The following is a 17,900-nucleotide window of genomic DNA, read 5'->3' on the forward strand; positions in this document are numbered from 1 at the left end:
AAAATAATGAAAATTATACTATAAAAATGATAATTATCATCTAAAATCTCTAACTATAAACATATCTTTATTACAAAATACGTAAACACAAACAAAACTCGAAAATGCTTAAGATTATTAAATTGGCTTTAGTTCTTATCTTTTTGATTGTTTTAAAAGAATACTACCCCGAAAAAAAAAGAGAGGAAGAAAGGATGAGTACTAAAGTTTTGGTTCAATCTATTTTACCTATTAAGGTAAAAATTGATCGGAATATTATTGTAGAAAACTACTTTGAGTACTTAGACTCCATTGTTGAAAGGTATGATTCTTTAGTATCATATAAATTGACTGAACATCTTTTAGTTCGAACTAATTCTTGGATAATAGATACACTTCAAAATACCGATTATTATCGAAAGAAAGCTTTAGACTCTTTTGTTTTTAGTCAAAAAAAAATGATTGTATTGCCAAAAGGAGCATCGATAGTTATTCCTGATTCTATAACCGCAAAAGAGATGCTTGATTCTTTTCAGAAAACTAGAATAGATATTAATATTCCTGAATTTAAACTTAGAATATATGAAGATTCTTTAAAATTGTATGATTTTCCTGTAAGAGTAGGGAGAAATGAAAAAAAGTACTTAAAAATGTCTGATAGGGTTGAGGATTTAAAAACCAAAACTGGGAAAGGTTTTATCATAAATTATGAACGTAAGCCGCGATATGTAAATCCAGTAAATAATCTTGAATATTTAACAACTAGAAGAGATGATAATAAAATAACTGAGTTACCTCAAATTCCTTTTATTGAAACCGAGATAAACGGTTTGCGTAATGGTCAAATGATACATCCAACAACTAATCCCATAACTTTAGGAAAGGCATATTCTAATGGTTGTATAGGAACAAAAGAGGCTGATGCTTGGGTTATTTATTACCACGCGCCAATTGGCACCAAAATAAAGATAAGATACGATTTAGAAATTTTAGATAAAAAAGGAGGTAAAAAGTATTTAAAGAACATTTATAAGAAATAAGCCTTTTATTTAAAAAGTATTATAACTGAGTTCATTTTCTGTTGTTCTTCCGTTGTTCCAACGGCTTAGATTATAAATGGTGGTATTAGCAATGTTGGTTATAGCTTCATAGGTTAAAAAGGCATGATGACCTGTAATAAGTACGTTTGGCATTGCTATTAATTTTACTAAAAGATTATCCTTTTGTGCTTTTTTAGAGTTATTATTAAAAAAAATACCTTTTTCTTTTTCGTATACATCAATACCTAAAGCACCAATCTTTCCGTTTTCTAATCCTGCTATTATGTGCTCTGTATTTATAATGGCACCTCTAGCTGTATTGATAATTATGACGCCTTCTTTCATTTTAGAGATTAAATCATTGTTAATTAAGTGATAAGTTTCGGTGGTTAAAGGAGTATGCAAAGAAATAACATCTGCTTTTTTACATAAAGTATTTAAAGTTACATATTGTAGCTGATAAGAATCCGCTAACTCTTTATTTTCTTTAATATCATATCCCAATAATTTGCATCCAAACCCATGCATAATTCTACACATAACAGAACCTATTTTTCCTGTTCCAATAATGCCTATTGTTTTATTGTTTAAGTCAAAGCCAATAAGGTTTTCTTGAGCAAAATTAAAATTACTAATACGTTTGTTAGATTCAATCAACTTTCTATCTAAAGCTAACAAAAGCGCGGTAGCATGTTCGGCGATAGCATAAGGAGAATAAGCAGGTACATTAGCTACCTTAATATTGAGGTTTGAGGCAGTTTTTAGATCTACATTGTCGTATCCTGCCGATCTTAAAGTTATATGCTTAATTCCTAAACTGTCCAATTTTTTTATGATAAGGGAATCAGCTTCATCTGCTGCAAATATAGATATGGCATCATACCCTTTAGCCAATGTTACTGTTTTTAATGATAAAGCTTCTTTTATGAATGTTAGCTGAAGCTTCTCTTTATTAGCTTCTTTTAAGTAAGGTATTTCAAAACTTTTGGAACTATATACAAGTACTTTCATGATAAAAACAATTAATTAAGTTGAAGCTAAAATATTGATTTATAGGTTTGTTTTCAATGATATTTGTCATTTTAAAAGAGTGAGTTTAACATAAAACGTTTAGTTTTTTTAGTGAAAACGAAAGAATATAAGCTTTTATTAAAAACTTAAACATTAGCAAAAAAGAGTACTATAATTAAAATAAGAAGTCCTATTAAAAAACTACTATAGGCCAGTTCTAAATAAAAATAGCCACGCTTCATTTCTTTTTCTAAAAGAAACATAACTCGAACTTGATTGCCTATTTGCAACTCTTGACTCTTTAGAACTTTGCTATAGGCTTTTTCATATTGTTCTAAAGTTTTGTTGCTAGACATACCTACCATAAAAAGATTTTCTTCCTCTTTTTTGTATTTGGAAACAATATTCCTTTTAAAACGCCTGTAAAAAGAAATACTGTTTGGTTTAGAGGCAAGTATAGAGAAAATTAAGGATACAAAGGAGGTTGTAATCAATATAGTTGCAATTCTAATTCCGAAATTAATTTCAGTAATATAGTTGAAGAAAATAACAGAAGCAGAAAGGATAGTTGCATTTACCTTTAACATAATTGAAGCCTTTCTGTCAATTAAATTTAAGGTGCTGAGGTAGAATTTATTTTGATTTCTTTGATAGGTAGCAAAAGATTTTCTAGGCTCTTTTTGGGTGTCAAACATGCCTAGTTCCTCTTTTATTTTGTGTTGTTTAGTAGTAATCATCTTTATAAGAATTACAAGATGAAACGTTACTGAAATCGCTTTAGTTGATAAAGAGGAGTTGTAGATTAGTTTTGTTTCATCTTTAGTTGGTTAAATGTGAAGAGAGGTAATTGTTATGTGAGGAGATATAAATTTACGAAAAATAAATTTTTTAGAGAAGTAAAGTTGATTTTAAGGGGTGAAAATGTAGTGGCTTTATTGAATAAAAAAATTGAGATTAGTATTATTTCTTATCATTTAAACGTTTTATTCCAGTAATTTGGTAGTTGTAGCCGTTAAAACTTTTAGTAATTTCTACTCTTTCTAACCAATAGAAAGTGTCCTTATGTATTAAGGGAAGTAATAGGAAGTTAGTTTTTTTAAATTTTACCTTCTTATTTTTCTGTTTTTTAAATTTTATAAACATATTAAAAATAATTTCATCTATATGGCTTTTGTAAAAGGGTGTTTTTATGAGTCAAACTTAAAAGAAGTAGGAGATAAAACTTTACGGATTATCGTAATTGTAGCCATATACTAGTTGGTGAAAGAGAGGTTTGTATAAGGTTTAAAATAAAAAAAGCATTTACAAAAAATGTAAATGCTTTAAAACAAATGTGGTCCCACATGGGCTCGAACCATGGACCCCCTGATTATGAGACAATTTAAAATCTTTTTCAATAATTTTCAATTGTCTTCATTTTGTTGTTTTTCAAAGGTTTATGATTTTGTTGTTTTTCAGTCTTTCTCATATAGTTGTATTTTTTAGATAAAATGTTGCAGATATGTTGCAGGAGCATTTAAAACTTGTTACTAATTTATGTAAGAATGTAACTGTTGCAGTTTTTGCAATTAGAATAAAAATATTATCTCCATTAAAATATCTCCATTAAAAGATAGAAAAACACCATTTTTAATTTCCATACCTTGAAAGTAATGTCTTTCAAATTTCTTGTAATTGTAAATAACGTATTCTATATTATTTCTTATGATGGTCTTTTCGTATTCTAAATCAAATTCATATTCTTCATATTGACTTCCTATAACAAATTGAGATAAATTAATTTGACTCATAATGACTACCAAATTAAATAACTCTACCTAAATAAAGCTTTAACTGAAAAATGTGTTATATCATTTTGGTTCTCAGCATTAAGGTTTCTATTTACATCGTCTAGATAATCTCTCCTAACCAAAGTAAAGTTAATTGATGAAATATTATATAGTTTAAGCTGTTCTATTTCTTTTACCGATAAATGATAAACAGCTGTACTTTGTTTATCTGAATAGCCTTTTATATTTCTATCAATACATTTTATGGTCTTTCCATTTTCTAGTCTTATTAAAATATTTCCTTTAAAAAGGGTGTTAGAATCATAAACATAATTATCACTATCATCATATTCAAGATATAATAAACCTATATTATCCTTTTTAGCGATTATTACTTTAAGTTCTTTATCATTGTAAATTCCTTGACCACTTGGTCCAAAAGGATTACTATTTAATTTAAAGTTAAATGTCCTAGTTGATTTATAAGAATTTTCATTAACATATATTCTCCCTTGGTTTTCTGTTTCTTTTTCTATTATTCTATTTAACTTATTTTTAAATTCATCTAAAAATGTACTCTTTTCATCTTGAGCAACTATTCTTAAAATGAAAAAAAACAAAAACAAATACAGTATTTTATTTTTCATAATTGCAAGGTTTTAATATTAATGTTTTACTTGATTTTTCGATGAATAATATTTTAACATCGAATTTTGTGTTTTTAAATTTTTCTATTGTTAGAGAATCGAAGTATTTATACTTCTCTTTAGGTACTATTCCTTTAATTTTAGGATATTCTAAATCCATACTTTTTGGAATATGAATTATCTCTTTGATGTTAAAAGTTATCTCAAAATTGTTTTCATAGACTTTTGTTATAAAACCAGATATGTGATGTTGGTCTATATGGAAATCTTCTAAAACGCCCCATATATATTCTTCAAATAGAGTACTTCCAGAATAAAATAATTCTTCATTATTTTCTTTTTTAATTTTATATTTAGAAAACTCTATCTCTTCTAATTTTTCATATAATGGTATTCTATCGTAACCAAAGTATTTATTGTAAATAGATGGAAAATCTAACTCTTCGCCGCCGTTTAGTAACCATCCTTTTTGCAAAGAAGGAGCTGAAAACTCCGTCGCAGTAATTCCTCTTAACTTAATACAGTCCTGTAATAAATTTTCAAAAGATGGTTTTTGTGAGTAGTTATTTTCGTATTCTTTCATTATTTTGTTTAGTATGGATTTTAAAGGCATAGACTAAACTTTTACAAGTGGCTCAAGTATTACTTTATCCATTTCTTTGTCAATAAAAACAATCCTTGTATTTATTAATTTACCTATATAATTTTTGATTTCATCATCTTTAGTTTCTCGTATATTTTGGAATAAACTTTTAATAGGTAATATTCCTATTTTTCCTGGGAAGTTTTTGTAATCAGATATAGGAACTCCGTAATCAGGAACTATTATATTAACTGAATAATATTCTTCTTTTGTGTCTAAAATGTATACTTGTACAGGGTAGTTATATTTAAACCTCTCTTCAACTTCAAGCCACAAATTGGTGTTGAAATCAGTAAGATTTGCTTGAGGTTCGTCTATTTTAGTAGATGTGTTAACAGCTTTATTGGTAGTGTTATTTTTCTCTAATTTTATATCTTTAAATAATGCTGCTTTTATAAATGTATTATTATAAACAAAGTCATAATCAACTCTCTGATTCTTGTTTGATTCCCAATAGGTAACTAGATAAGAGTATATTTCCTCAGTTTTTTTAATTTTTATATTAGATAGTTTTTGTATAAAATAATCTATAAACTCATTAAAAGAAGGAGGTTTACCTAAAGCTTGTTCTAAATCTTTTATGTAACCTTCTAATATTTTTTGGGTGTTTTTTTCATTTTCTATGCTTAGTTCTAAGCTTTCTTTTTTTCTTTCCATTTAATAAATATCATCTCTTCAGATATAAGTTTATCTAAAGCTTTTTCTTCTTTTTCTTTTGTTTTTTTCTTCCTAAGTTCTTCCTTCTTTTTTCTTTTAAGAGCCTTCTCTTTTTTTTGTTCTGTTACGCCGTTTAAAAACTTTATAGCTCCAATAAAAAAAGCTATATAAAATAAATACCTTATAGCTTCGCCAATCTCATGACTAGATAATGGTTCTTGATATTCAATTAGTAGTAAAATGTTTAACATAGTGCTAATTTATATATTTATCATATATGATAACCAAAGAGATTTAATAATTATCATTTTTGATAACATATTAAAATCTTCTAATGACAGATAAAGAAAAATTACAATTAGCTATTGGTAAGCGTATTAAAGAGATTAGAGAATCTAAGAATATTGCTCAACAAGATTTAGCTGCTGCCTGTAATTTTGAAAAATCTAATATGGCAAGATTAGAAGCAGGTAAGACAAATCCGACTTTATATACACTTCAAAAGATTGCTGATAGTTTAGAAACTCCTTTATCAAAATTGGTTACTTTTTAATTGCACAGCAATAATAAGATAGAATTATTTTCTTTGGTGGTATTTGCAACCTTGCAAAGTTTAGAAAAGATTATCGTGCTTGTTCTCCCAAATAATTAAATCAGAAGTTAAAGAGATAGATTTTTTTGCTTTTTTAGCACCATTTATAATGTAGTTGCCAGCTATTTGTTTGTCAAATTTCTTGTAGAAAAATGATTTTATTCTTGATAGATGAACATAAATTTCGTTACTGTTTAAATCTATAATTTTGTCAATACTTAATAGCATTTTATCATAATCGTCTCTTGTAGATAATTGCTTATAGTAATCTATTAATTCTGTCTTATAATTAATTAAATCGTTTAAATAAATACCTTCTTTATGATTTAGAAATAATAAGTAAATACATTTTGTGAGCGTACTCATTTTTATTTCTAAATCATTGAATTGAGGTAGTGATATTTTTAAATCTTCATTAACAATGATTGAGCTTAAAAAAGAAGTTGAATCTATTGTTTTTCTTTCCTCTTTTATGAAGTTTTCAAGAATAGGTAAAATGTGTAGGTATTGACCAGATTCTTTTAGTTTATCTATTTGCGATGAAATAGTTTTTATTTGTTTTTTTGCTTCATCATTTAGTGTAATACCAGAATCTTCTAAATCTTCGATACTAATAGGCTCATATAAACCCTCATTATTGACTAAACTTGAGATGTATTGTTGAAGGAAGTTAGAAGAAAGTGTTTTAACTTCGGTAAATAAATAATCACTTCCGTTAATAAGTAAAATTCCAGACTGATTAGTATCAAAAGAAAAAACACTTTCATTTTTGTATAAATAGCCTTTTTTTAAAAAAGGAAATAAATAGCTTGTAACATTTTCAATCGTCTTTTCTTCTGCCTTATTTTTAGTTAATGTTTTTACAGTAATATTAGATTCAGTAAATATCTTTTGATATTCATTTGACTCTTCAATGTTTATAAGATAAATAGTCTTATACAAACCTATATTAAAGGATTTGTATGCTTTTGTGTTTGTATTATCTATAAACTCTTTAGTTAGCATTAACCTAAATTTTCAGATGAAACCAAACTTACAGGTTTAAAAATTAAATTAAAAGAAAACGCTATTAATATTAATCTGAAATAAATTTAATATTTCAATTTATAGGATTTTTATAGTGATGTATGCAGGCTTACATTAACCCGTTATCTGCAAAACTAAGAAAATCACTTTTTGTAACTATTAAATGGTCTAATATAACAATATCTAAAATTTTACTTGCTTCGATAATTTTATTTGTAAGTCTTTTGTCAGCTTCACTAGGAGTTAAATTACCACTTGGGTGATTATGTGCTAATATAATTCCATGAGCGTTGCATTTTAAAGCAACTGAAAATAACAACTTAATATCTACTATTGAACTTGCTGTACCTCCTTTAGATAGAGGATAAATTCCTAAAACTTGGTTGTTTCTATTTAATAATAATACTTTAAACTCTTCTTGTAATTCTAATGTATTCTTATTCCAACAAGCCAATAAAACATCGTAGGAGGTTTTACTGTTTGTTACTCTAAATTTTTCTGTATTATTGGTAGTGTATGACACTTTTACTTCTGCTATATTCATAATTGTAAGAGATTTGTAATACCACCAGAACAAATAAGATATCTATTATCTAAGTTCTTAGAAAAAGGTTAAGATTATTATAATTTATTTTTCTGGTGGTAAGAGATAATTTTACCAGTTCTGTCGATTCCCTATAGAAAGAATAGACAGACTTGATAAAAATGTTACATACTTGGTTCTAAAATCCCATTCTGTGAGAAGATGTTATCAGCTTTGAATGTTTCTTGAGGAATATGTTCTACTTCTTCAGGAGGTAAGAATACATAAGTATGAGTTAACTCAATGACCTCTCCTGTATCTTTAATAGTGTATTCATAAGGCTCACAATCTTGCTTCTTTATGCTTCCATCCATTTGAGTGCCAATTAAACCTTTACAGATGGCTTCGTCAAATGTTGAAGGTACATAAGCCTTTTTTGCTGTGGCGTAGAAGTTTCCTGTAGATTTTGACCTAATCATTTCTATACCTCCTTGCACTTCCAGAACATAAAATGTAGTTCCATCTTCTTTTTGTCGTTCCTTGTAGTTGATAATTGTTACCATATCTTTTTAATTTTTAAGTTGAATATTTCCTTTTGAAACAATAAAATGACAAGCAGAAAAACACAGCTATCAACTTGTGTTTATTATATGCGCTCGAAAATTTTAATGTATATATAAAGGGAGGGGGGAGTTTTTCTCCCCAGAAATGGGTGGGGGTGTTGTATGGGGTAGTTTATAAGAATGATTTTTGTGTAAAAATTATATGTATTATAAAAATTATATGTATTATAATGGTAAATTTGTTAATTAAATAATTTTCATTATGGCTTTAAAATCATTGTTAGAGAAATTGAACCTATCAAATCAAGAAGGGATATTTTTCTATAATGATATTTATAATGAAAAAACTGATTTTCTATCAGTTAGAATAAAAGAAGTTTTTTACAATCAATTAAAGCCTGATGCTTTTTTCTGTATAAATAATGAACCTCTTATTTTGTTTTTTGATAAAAATAAAGAAAGAGATTTAAAAAGATTAGAAAAGCAAATATGGAATCTCAATCAATCACCAGTCGTTTTTATAAATAATGGTAATGAATGGGTAATAAAAAATGGATTTAAATTTCTTAATGAAGAGGGAGAAAAAACATTAAGTACATTAAGTAATAATCTTTCAGATTTTGAATATTTTGAAATTATTACAGGCAAGAGCTGGGAAAAATACCAAAGGGAGTATGACCAAAAGAATAGAGTAGATTCTTATTTGTTAAAAAACATTGAAGATACAAGGGCATACTTAACAGATGAAAAACAAGGAAATTTAAATGATAAAGTTGCTAATTTTCTTATAGGTAGAGTTATTTTTGTTAGGTACTTAATTGATAGAGATGTAGAGTTAGATAAATATGGTATATCTAAGAAAGAAGATTTTTATGATATACTTACTGACCATAAAAACACGTACTCTTTTTTTAAACAAATAAAAAGTGATTTTAATGGTAACTTATTTCCTTTAAAATACAAGGTAGATGATGTTGACATTTATGAAGAGGACCAAGTAAGTATAAATCATCTTTCGGTTATATCTAAACTTTTAAAAGGAACTGAAATAAAAACAGGGCAATCATCGCTATTTGATATTTATGATTTTTCAATAATACCTGTTGAGTTTATTAGTAATGTATATGAAAAATTTATAGGAATAGATAATCAAGCAAATAATGGAGCTTATTATACTCCACTTTTCTTGGTAGACTATATTCAAAAAGATACTGTTTCAAAATATTTAAGAGAAAACCCAACCAAATATAACTGCAAAGTTTTAGACCCTGCTTGTGGTTCAGGCATTTTCTTAGTTGAAGCATACCGAAAAATCATTGCTCAATATATAAAGAATAATCCTTTAAATTTAGATAATGACAAAGAGTATGAGCAATACAAAGAAATATTAAAAACATTATTAACGGACAATATTTTTGGTATAGATAAAGACGAAAATGCTATAAGTGTAGCTGTTTTTTCTTTATATATTACATTATTAGACCATCTAAAACCAAAAAGAATTATTGGTTTTCAATTTCCTGTTTTAGAAGATAATAACTTTTTTGTTGCTGATTTTTTTGATATAAATCATAATTTTAATTCAATATTTTCAGAAAAACATTTTCAATTTATTTTAGGTAATCCGCCTTGGAAGTCAAAAGGTCACCCGCCTGAAAAGCAAATGTTTGAAGAGTATGTTGAGAATAGGAAAAATACTGAAAAATCTAAATTAGAAATTGTTCATAGAGAAATTGCTGAATCATTTATAGTAAGAGTTTCAGATTTTAGTTTTGATGAAACAGCTTTTATTGTAGTTAGTAAGATTTTATACAAAACCGAAAAAAAAGGTGTTTTTAGAAATTACTTTTTAAATAATTTTTCGATTAGGAAAGTAGTTGAATTATCTTCGGTAAGGCATCAAGTTTTTAATTCAAATGCTGTTGCGCCTGCAACAATTTTATTCTACAAGAAAGAACAGGATAACGAAAAATTAAGAAATAATGTAGTAGAACATATTTCTTTAAAACCTAATGTGTTTTTTGGAACCTTTAAATTAATGGTTATCGAAAAATATGATATAAAAAAAATTGCTCAAAAATTCTTTATAGATGAAGATTGGGCTTGGAAGGTTTTTGTTTATGGAAATGTTTTAGATTATTATCTTGTAAAAAGATTGAAAGAATATAATACAATAGGAGATGTAATTTCTAATAGTGATAATTTTGTTGTTGGTCAGGGACTTAAGTTTAAAGATGGAAATAGAAAAGTAGATACGTCTAACTTTGCTAATTTTAAGTTTATAGGTTCATTAGATAAAAGAACAACTAATTATAAAAATCATATAGAACCTTTTTATGTTAAACAAAACTTTAGTGATTGGGATAAAAGACAGGTAGGTTATTTCCCTGATAACCCTCTTATATTTGAGTCTCCAACTTTACTAATAACAGGAGGAGTAACTAAATATTTTAGAGCATTATGTGCTGTACTATATGAGAACGCGTTATTTAAAAGTTCTTTGACTGCAATAAAAGCATTATCAAAAGAAGGTGTAGATGAATTAAAAGGAATATCAGCAATACTAAACTCATCTTTCTTTTCTTATTACATGTTATCTACAGGTTCTTCATCAGGAATAGAAAGAGAAGAAACTCATGATTCTGAAAAATGGCAAATTCCTTTCACTTCCTCTAGAGAAATAGTTGATACAGTTTCTACAATTGAAGAATTATTAAAAAAATCTAACGAAAGTCTTTTAAAAGATAATTCTATCGAAGTACAAATCGAAAATTATAAGCGTACTTTAGAGAATATGATAATTGATTTATTTGCTTTTTCGAATCAAGAAAAAAGTTTAATAGATTATACTAATAATATTTCGATTCCCCTTTTACTAAAAGGAAAAGAAGGAGTTTTAAAAAGAAAAAAAATATTCAGGAAAATTATATTTAAAGAATCTTCTTTAGAAGATTATGCTAAAATCTTTATTTCCCATTTTGGTAAGCGATTTAATTCAGATGGAAACTATTTTGAGGTAGAAATACTATATTCAAACCATACTATTCTAATGAAATTCAAGATTATTAGTAAACCGTCAGAATATGATAATTGTATAGTTTGGAAAAATAAAGATGGCAAAAAACTATTAAAAACCATTGCAAAACTTCATTTTGAAAATTTAAGTGATAACCTATATCTTCAAAAAGATATTAAAGGCTTTGAAGAAGATTATTTTTATGTAGCAAAACCTAATCAGTATAAACTATGGCATACTGCATTAGCTCATTTAGATTTATCAGAGTTTATTAATGCTTTAAATAAATCTGATGAGTAGTTTGAACGCTTCTAAATTTGATAAAAAGAGTCTTTATCAACAGAGAGATTTTGAGTATGTGATATCTGTTATTTATACGTGTTATAATAAAATGCTTCAAAACTATTCTGTAATCGAAAATAATGAAAACAAAATAAGAAATAGACTTTATAAAGATTTTTTAAAGCCTGTTAAGGTTAAGGAAGGATTATCAATTGATAAATGGATTTTTCATCCTGAAGTACCTGAAATAGATGATAGCTACCATGAATATGGGAGGACTGATATAATGTTATATCTTTCAGATGAGTATCTTAAAAGTGAGAATGCATATTATGTTATAGAGTGTAAAAGAATAGATGGAGGAAAAACTTTAAATGATGCATATATCCAAAATGGAATGAATAGATTTATTGGTGAAAAATATCCTGTTTATAATAATAAAGCAGGTATGCTTGGTTTTGTGGTTAAATCAATAAATATTAATGATAACAGTGTAGAGAATCTTAAATTAAAGAAGAATAATGTTATTTCTAATGCTAATTTTGAATATATATCTCAACATACAACAAGTAGTGGTAAAGATTTCTGTATCTATCATCTAATGCTTGATTTCTCAAGTAAAATTAAATAACCCAACCTCTATAAATAGAGATTGGGCACACATCAACTTAAAAACCAATGATAAGAATTACCATTGATAGCTTTAGAGATTGAATTTGTAAAGTCAAAAACGTTCACATTTCTATCTAAAAAAGTATCAATGTAACTACTCTTATTAGCCGAAGTGAATAAGTTGTATAAATTCCACAGATTAATACTACCGCTTTCATTTTTACAAAATCTTTCATCTTGGTAAAAGTCTTTTGCAATGGTAGAAATTTGTCCATCATTTAATTGTAATGGTGGTATTCGCAGTTTTTCATCTTTGGATAAAAATTGATACATTTTAGCTCTACCTATAAGTTGAGCAAATTGAGTTTCTGTAAGATATTTATTCGTTAAGCCCTGTATAGATTTTAAATGTTTTTCAATTTGATAAGATTTAATTAGGTCTAATATCTTTTCTTTTAATTCTGTGTAATTGGACACGCGTATTTCGCTTTTAAATCCATCAGTAGAAACACATAGATTGCAACATACCATATTTTGGAAGCCAATGAATACTTGAAATTTTTCAAATGACTTTTTGCTGTACAAATTTTCTCTATTATAGGCTCTAACTCCTCCTACCACCAGAGAAATTAAATTACCATTAACGCTCTCTTTAATTGAAGGAATCCTCGTTATAAAAGCCATTCTCTCAAAGTATTGAGTTTTTTCATTATCGAATAAATCTTTGGCAGGTTTGTGTATAGCTTCAGGAACTCTTCCTTTTATTTGATGGCTAACTCTTATTTCAGGTAAACCTATGTTATGCTGAGGGTAAACGCTCATGATACAATCTTGTGTGATTTCTATAAACTCTTGATGGCTTATAGTTCTTTCGTTATCCTTTGCAAATACAGGGATAATACAATCATTTTTTAAAAAAGAAAGGCTTACCTCTTTAGTGTTAGCCTCTATAAATGGATTTTGTTTAAATTCTTCTTTTATTCTCTCTTGTGGTAATATAATCGGATTGTTTTTGGTTAATCCATTTCCTACAATAATATTATTCAAGGGGGGATTATTACCCTTGTAAACTGGTATTAGTTCCATTGTGTAAAAAGTTTAATTTTAATGTGTAATTAGTTCAATAGTTACTTAAAAAAGGAGATGATTTTTTCAGTAATTGAAGTATCTAATCCAATATCAGGATTAGTTTGAAAAAAGAACAGTTTTTGTTCTTTTAAAAAATCATCTTCATCATCTAAAATGATATATTTTATAGGGGTTTTAAAGTGCTTTTGATTGTCTTTTATCCAATTTTGAATTTCAACACCTCTCAAGTTTGGAGTATCAGGTTCAAAAATTGATAAATCTTCTGTTTTACCAAATATTTTACCTGTAAAACCAATAGATTTAAATAAGTCTTGTAGATTTTGTAAACTCCTTAATATTCTCCACGAAGAAGATATAACTACTTTAGTTTCTGTTTCATTTACAATCCTATTTAAGTATTTAACACAAACAGGGTCAAAAAAACGCTTAACAGAAGTTCCTAAAACTTTACAGTTTTCAGAACTATGCCATTGCCTACTATTAAGCACACCATCGATGTCTAAAAATAGAATATTCATAAGACTAAAATAGTAAAATATATTAATGAGTTAAGTGATTACTAGCTCCATTTGAACTAAAGTTTTTATGATTAGTTAATTGTTCCAATTGTTGTTTCTTATTTCTGAATTGTGGCTCTAATTTTTGTTGGAAATCAGAATACTTATTATAAATATTTGACAGTTCAGAAATAGATAAACAAGAGTTAATTTGTTCTATCACTTCTTTTACGGAAATAGGTTTTGAATTACACCATTTTAATAAGCGTTCTCCAGTTTTAGAGGTAATTATAAATTCAGGTTTATTCATAAACAAACCTGTTCTATCTTTACTTGCTTTGGCTAAATGTTGGTCGTTTACTAATTCAAAATTTACGGTTAATTCATATTCAAACCCTTCACGAGTAATTTCTTTAGTACCATGTTTTACAACTTTAGTTCTACCATTGGAACCTATGTCTAAGGAATAATCAATTTTTCTTCTGGTGGTTGTAATAATATGGCAAGAAGACTGTAAGATTTTATCAATAAAGGCTTGATGTCTTGGAGTGACTTTTCCCCAATCTTGGAATCTACCTCCTAATTGTTCATGGATTTGTAAGCAACCACCTGTACCATTCCATTCATGTGTTATACTATCAATGATAATAACCTCCATATTAGATTTTTCACACACTTCAATAGCCTCAATGTATCTTTCTGGACTATAAGGTGCTTTTAGGTCTAGCACATTAAAATTCCCTAAATCTGAATATAAACTAGCAGAGCTATTTTCTGTGTCAATCACAGCTATTTTAGTCCAATCTTGAGTCATTCCATAGGCTAATAGTAAAGCTGAATGAGTTTTTCCAAATCCACTAGCTCCAGATATTCCTAATCTGAGTTTTACATTTTGTCTTTTACTTTTTTTTAATTGCATAATTTTATGTGTTAAGGTTAATATTTATTTGTTTCATATAAAAATGAAAAAGGTTAATTTCATAATGAAACCAACCTTAGTTGTTGTGTGTTATAAGTCTATAAACTTTCGGTTTTCCTTGTCTAAATCTTCATTTGAAAATTCTTTAAGGTAGGCTATTGTAACAGAAACGTCACCATGAGCCATCATTTCTGTGATTTTCTCAATAGGAGTGCCTGTCATTTTTAGCACAGTAGCAAAAGTATGTCTAGCGACGTAAGAAGTTGGTTTTTTCTGTAATCCAGATAATCTTGCTAATTCTTTAAGTTTTCTATTGTATCTCCTAATAACTTTGTGTCTTCTGTTGTAAACTTGAGTAGGTGTTAAATCGTCTTGTAAAAGAATAGGGAAAATGTATTCTGTATCTCTGTTTTGACTTCTGTAATAATTTAAAATTTCTTCTAGCGGCGGAATTATTTCAAGATTCAATTTACCTTTTGTTTTAGAACGGGTATAGTATATTCTTCCATTTTGAATATCCGACCACTTTAAATGCATCATGTCTTTAAAATTCATCCCTCTAGCATAAACAGAAAACATGAAATAGTTGTGGGCTTCTACAAGATTTGGGTATTGGGATAAATCAAAGTTTTTAATTTTTTTATACTCATCTAATGTTAAAGCGATTTTTCTTGATTCAGATTTAAGGCTAGAGAATTTATATTCATTAAAAGGGTAAGGTTCATTTGGTATAATGCTTCTTTTTCTAGCTTTATTATATAGTGCTTTTAAATGACGCATTTTGAATTTTATTCCTCCATTTGTATTATTATTTTCTCTAAGATATACTTCATATTTCTCTAGAAACGTTGGAGTAATATCTTTAAACTTTATTGTGCCACTCCTAAATTTAATTAAAGAGTTCATAGTTCCTTTATATGCTTGTGCATTACCAATTTTACCAGACCTTGTTAGTTCTTCTATTATTTCTTTGAAGAAATCTATAGCATTAATCTCTACATTTTTTTTAACACCTCTAAAATCTTGTTCAAACTCTTTTAGTGAAAAATCAGATTGTGTTAATTGATAGTTTCTTATAATCTCTAGTGCTCTAGATTTTAATTTTAATAACATTTCATTTTCTAATTGATGGTTTGGATGTTTTTTAGTTAGTTCACCATTAATGAAGTGTTCTTTTTTACATTGTAAACCAAGACTTATATTTTTTCTTTTACGGTCTTTTAATATTCTTAAATAGATTGCATGCTTACCATTAGACAATGGTTTATTATCAAGCATCAATTTTATTGTTGCCTTTATCATAATTAATAAAATCTTTGAGTAAACTGCCTCAGAAAAGAGGCAGTTGTTACATGTGTTGCAATAGTTACATACTTACAGTTTTTTGTATGTACCTTTTTTTACTTTTCGAATAGCTTTTTTTCTTCGCCATTGAGCCAATTTATCGTCAACCGTTCTCTTGGGAATACCCTTTTTACTTCCAGACTCTATTGCATCCTTTCTTGAGAATTGTTGATTTAGAGAGTCTAAAATTTCTTCATCTTGTATAGATAAAACTCCATTGTCAATAGTGTTAAAAGTGAATTGGCTATGTCTTAATAAGGTTTTTGTTAAATACAAAGCAGTAATAAAGTCTTGATTTGAACATATAATATTAGTTTGCTCATTCATTGTTTCCTTATTTCTTAGCACTGTTAAAATCATAGCTATTCTAAATAGAACTAAACCATGTCTATGAAGGTTTGATATAAAAGCTTCTGAATGATTATTGATTATATCATTTCTAATGGGTCTTATTCTATCTAAAAACTTCTTCTGTTGGCTTTTTGTAAAAGAAAATTCAATTGGTTTTTCAATTGCTATTAGTGAACCGTAGAGATTAAATATTTCCTCGCCGATAGTTTTAAAAACGACCTTATTGTCTCTAGTTTTTAGAGCAAAAACGTCTTTAAAATCACTGACTTCATCAAAGTTGTATATTATAAACCTAGAAAAAAGTCCGTTTTCTCTTGATTTAATCAGAGGTTTTAATTGGTCAGGAGTTCCTGAGATAACCATGGATAGCTTAGGTTCTTTAATGTCTTCATACATCTTGTCAATTTTTCTACTGATTGAGAGAGGTTCGTGATGAAAAGCTTTGCGCAAAACATCTGAGTAATTACTCCAATCATTATTTAACATGTTACTCATAGTGTCTGCTTCAGATTCCATTATTAATACCCCATGTTGACTTGAACCTAGGAAGTTATACATTTCAGCATTACTAATATTAGCAGGTAAAATCTTTACTTGTAAATTAGGACAAGGTTCGGTATTATCTTTATTCTTTTTCTTGTCTTGCTCACAAACTGAGTTTTCAATTTTACTGTCATTAAGTATTTTGTCGTGAATTTTTTCAATTAGTATTCTTGAATTATTCATTACTCCCTTTCCTGATGCTGGTGGTGCAATAATTATTACATATAAATGTGGATAAACAGTATCACCATCGTAAATTCCAAATACATTAGGAATACAATTACTTAGAACTCCTAAGCTAGACAACAGTACTATGTCTTTTTCTCTGCCATCAAATAAATCAGTTAAAGATTTTAATGTGTCAGGCAGCTTTTTATAAACTGACTTTTCTATTAATCTTCTCTGCATTTTTGGTTCTTTTTTAAATGTTCAAGTATTTCAGTTTCCAAAGTTTTTTTGCTTTGCGATGTATTTGAAAGCATCCAATTATTTAGGTTTTCTTTACTGAAATATATTTTACCACCATTAGGTTTGGTAAATTCTATAGCCTTTTTAGCTGTTAGTTTGTATAAGAAAGATTCACTAACATCTAAGTAAACTAAAGCTTCTTTAAAGCTTAATATCTCCTTTTGCATAATTAATTGTGCGTTTGGGATATTTTGATGATTATTTTCTCTCATTTTAATAATATTTAAGAGATGCCTTGAGCTCATTCAATTTAGGCATCTTGTTTGCGAGAACAAAACTATTGAGAGAAGGAGGTTTATATTGAAACATGAAAAACCTGTTTTTGAGCT

Annotated in this window: 20 protein-coding genes; 4 read left to right on the plus strand and 16 right to left on the minus strand. The window is 27.5% G+C overall.

What is annotated here, in order from left to right; all coding sequences use genetic code 11:
* The first annotated feature begins 104 nt into the window (after positions 1-104).
* Entirely contained in the window at positions 105-1,019 is a 915-nt protein-coding gene (locus N534_RS0109350) for a L,D-transpeptidase (protein WP_038005872.1), read from the plus strand.
* A gap of 9 nt (positions 1,020-1,028) precedes the next feature.
* On the opposite strand, the gene N534_RS0109355 is transcribed toward N534_RS0109350, so the two are convergent.
* The 7 genes from N534_RS0109355 to N534_RS0109390 form a co-directional block, all read right to left on the minus strand.
* The gene (locus N534_RS0109355; protein ID WP_028892237.1) at positions 1,029-2,030 is read right to left on the minus strand and encodes a 2-hydroxyacid dehydrogenase; all 1,002 of its coding nucleotides are present in this window, start codon (positions 2,028-2,030) and stop codon (positions 1,029-1,031) included.
* A 146-nt stretch (positions 2,031-2,176) separates the two neighbouring features.
* The gene (locus tag N534_RS0109360; protein ID WP_028892238.1) at positions 2,177-2,767 is read right to left on the minus strand and encodes a hypothetical protein; all 591 of its coding nucleotides are present in this window, start codon (positions 2,765-2,767) and stop codon (positions 2,177-2,179) included.
* Between the two features lie 831 nt (positions 2,768-3,598).
* Positions 3,599-3,820, minus strand: a complete 222-nt coding sequence (locus tag N534_RS0109370) for a hypothetical protein (RefSeq protein WP_028892240.1) — start codon at positions 3,818-3,820, stop codon at positions 3,599-3,601.
* A 23-nt stretch (positions 3,821-3,843) separates the two neighbouring features.
* The gene (locus N534_RS0109375; RefSeq protein ID WP_028892241.1) at positions 3,844-4,446 is read right to left on the minus strand and encodes a hypothetical protein; all 603 of its coding nucleotides are present in this window, start codon (positions 4,444-4,446) and stop codon (positions 3,844-3,846) included.
* Entirely contained in the window at positions 4,436-5,029 is a 594-nt protein-coding gene (locus N534_RS0109380) for a hypothetical protein (protein ID WP_028892242.1), read from the minus strand. The genes N534_RS0109375 and N534_RS0109380 overlap by 11 nt, the downstream gene beginning before the upstream one ends.
* Positions 5,030-5,062: 33 nt before the next feature.
* Positions 5,063-5,746, minus strand: a complete 684-nt coding sequence (locus tag N534_RS0109385) for a hypothetical protein (RefSeq protein WP_028892243.1) — start codon at positions 5,744-5,746, stop codon at positions 5,063-5,065.
* Positions 5,722-5,997 carry a hypothetical protein gene (locus tag N534_RS0109390; protein WP_028892244.1) on the minus strand — a complete coding sequence of 92 codons (276 nt, stop codon included), beginning with the start codon at positions 5,995-5,997 and terminating at the stop codon, positions 5,722-5,724. The genes N534_RS0109385 and N534_RS0109390 overlap by 25 nt, the downstream gene beginning before the upstream one ends.
* 83 nt (positions 5,998-6,080) lie before the next feature.
* Here N534_RS0109390 and N534_RS0109395 point away from each other — a divergent pair, with 83 nt between their 5' ends.
* Positions 6,081-6,299, plus strand: coding sequence for a helix-turn-helix domain-containing protein (locus tag N534_RS0109395; protein ID WP_028892245.1), 219 nt, complete (start codon positions 6,081-6,083; stop codon positions 6,297-6,299).
* Between the two features lie 60 nt (positions 6,300-6,359).
* Here N534_RS0109395 and N534_RS0109400 read toward each other — a convergent pair whose 3' ends face one another.
* The 3 genes from N534_RS0109400 to N534_RS0109410 all read right to left on the minus strand — a co-directional run bounded on the left by N534_RS0109400 (position 6,360) and on the right by N534_RS0109410 (position 8,450).
* A complete protein-coding gene (locus tag N534_RS0109400; protein WP_028892246.1) occupies positions 6,360-7,343 on the minus strand; it encodes a hypothetical protein in 984 nt (327 codons plus the stop codon).
* Positions 7,344-7,473: 130 nt separating this feature from the next.
* On the minus strand, positions 7,474-7,908 hold the full coding sequence (locus N534_RS0109405; protein ID WP_028892247.1) for a RadC family protein: 435 nt from the start codon (positions 7,906-7,908) through the stop codon (positions 7,474-7,476).
* 164 nt (positions 7,909-8,072) lie between these two features.
* A complete protein-coding gene (locus N534_RS0109410) occupies positions 8,073-8,450 on the minus strand; it encodes a hypothetical protein (protein WP_028892248.1) in 378 nt (125 codons plus the stop codon).
* A gap of 262 nt (positions 8,451-8,712) precedes the next feature.
* Here N534_RS0109410 and N534_RS0109415 point away from each other — a divergent pair, with 262 nt between their 5' ends.
* Both N534_RS0109415 and N534_RS14675 read left to right on the plus strand, forming a co-directional pair.
* Entirely contained in the window at positions 8,713-11,766 is a 3,054-nt protein-coding gene (locus tag N534_RS0109415; protein WP_028892249.1) for an N-6 DNA methylase, read from the plus strand.
* Complete coding sequence (locus tag N534_RS14675; protein ID WP_051435889.1) at positions 11,759-12,379, plus strand: hypothetical protein; 621 nt, start codon at positions 11,759-11,761, stop codon at positions 12,377-12,379. Before N534_RS0109415 ends, N534_RS14675 begins: the two co-directional genes overlap by 8 nt.
* Before the next feature lie 32 nt (positions 12,380-12,411).
* Here the strand turns inward: N534_RS14675 and N534_RS0109425 are convergent, their stop codons facing one another.
* From N534_RS0109425 to N534_RS0109450, 6 genes are all read right to left on the minus strand, one after another.
* Complete coding sequence (locus tag N534_RS0109425) at positions 12,412-13,446, minus strand: DUF3871 family protein (RefSeq protein ID WP_028892250.1); 1,035 nt, start codon at positions 13,444-13,446, stop codon at positions 12,412-12,414.
* A gap of 41 nt (positions 13,447-13,487) precedes the next feature.
* The gene (locus N534_RS0109430) at positions 13,488-13,967 is read right to left on the minus strand and encodes an HAD domain-containing protein (protein ID WP_028892251.1); all 480 of its coding nucleotides are present in this window, start codon (positions 13,965-13,967) and stop codon (positions 13,488-13,490) included.
* A 22-nt stretch (positions 13,968-13,989) separates the two neighbouring features.
* Positions 13,990-14,865 (minus strand): AAA family ATPase, encoded by an 876-nt coding sequence (locus tag N534_RS0109435; protein ID WP_028892252.1) that lies wholly within the window; start codon positions 14,863-14,865, stop codon positions 13,990-13,992.
* A gap of 90 nt (positions 14,866-14,955) precedes the next feature.
* Positions 14,956-16,167, minus strand: a complete 1,212-nt coding sequence (locus N534_RS0109440) for a site-specific integrase (protein ID WP_038005875.1) — start codon at positions 16,165-16,167, stop codon at positions 14,956-14,958.
* A 72-nt stretch (positions 16,168-16,239) separates the two neighbouring features.
* Positions 16,240-17,511: a DUF3987 domain-containing protein gene (locus tag N534_RS0109445; protein WP_028892254.1), complete on the minus strand. Its 1,272-nt coding sequence runs from the start codon at positions 17,509-17,511 to the stop codon at positions 16,240-16,242.
* The gene (locus N534_RS0109450; RefSeq protein ID WP_028892255.1) at positions 17,496-17,783 is read right to left on the minus strand and encodes a helix-turn-helix domain-containing protein; all 288 of its coding nucleotides are present in this window, start codon (positions 17,781-17,783) and stop codon (positions 17,496-17,498) included. Before N534_RS0109450 ends, N534_RS0109445 begins: the two co-directional genes overlap by 16 nt.
* Positions 17,784-17,900: the final 117 nt, after the last annotated feature.

The sequence above is a fragment of the Tenacibaculum sp. 47A_GOM-205m genome, from assembly GCF_000518405.1.
In the GTDB taxonomy this organism is placed as follows: Bacteria; Bacteroidota; Bacteroidia; order Flavobacteriales; family Flavobacteriaceae; genus Polaribacter; species Polaribacter lutimaris.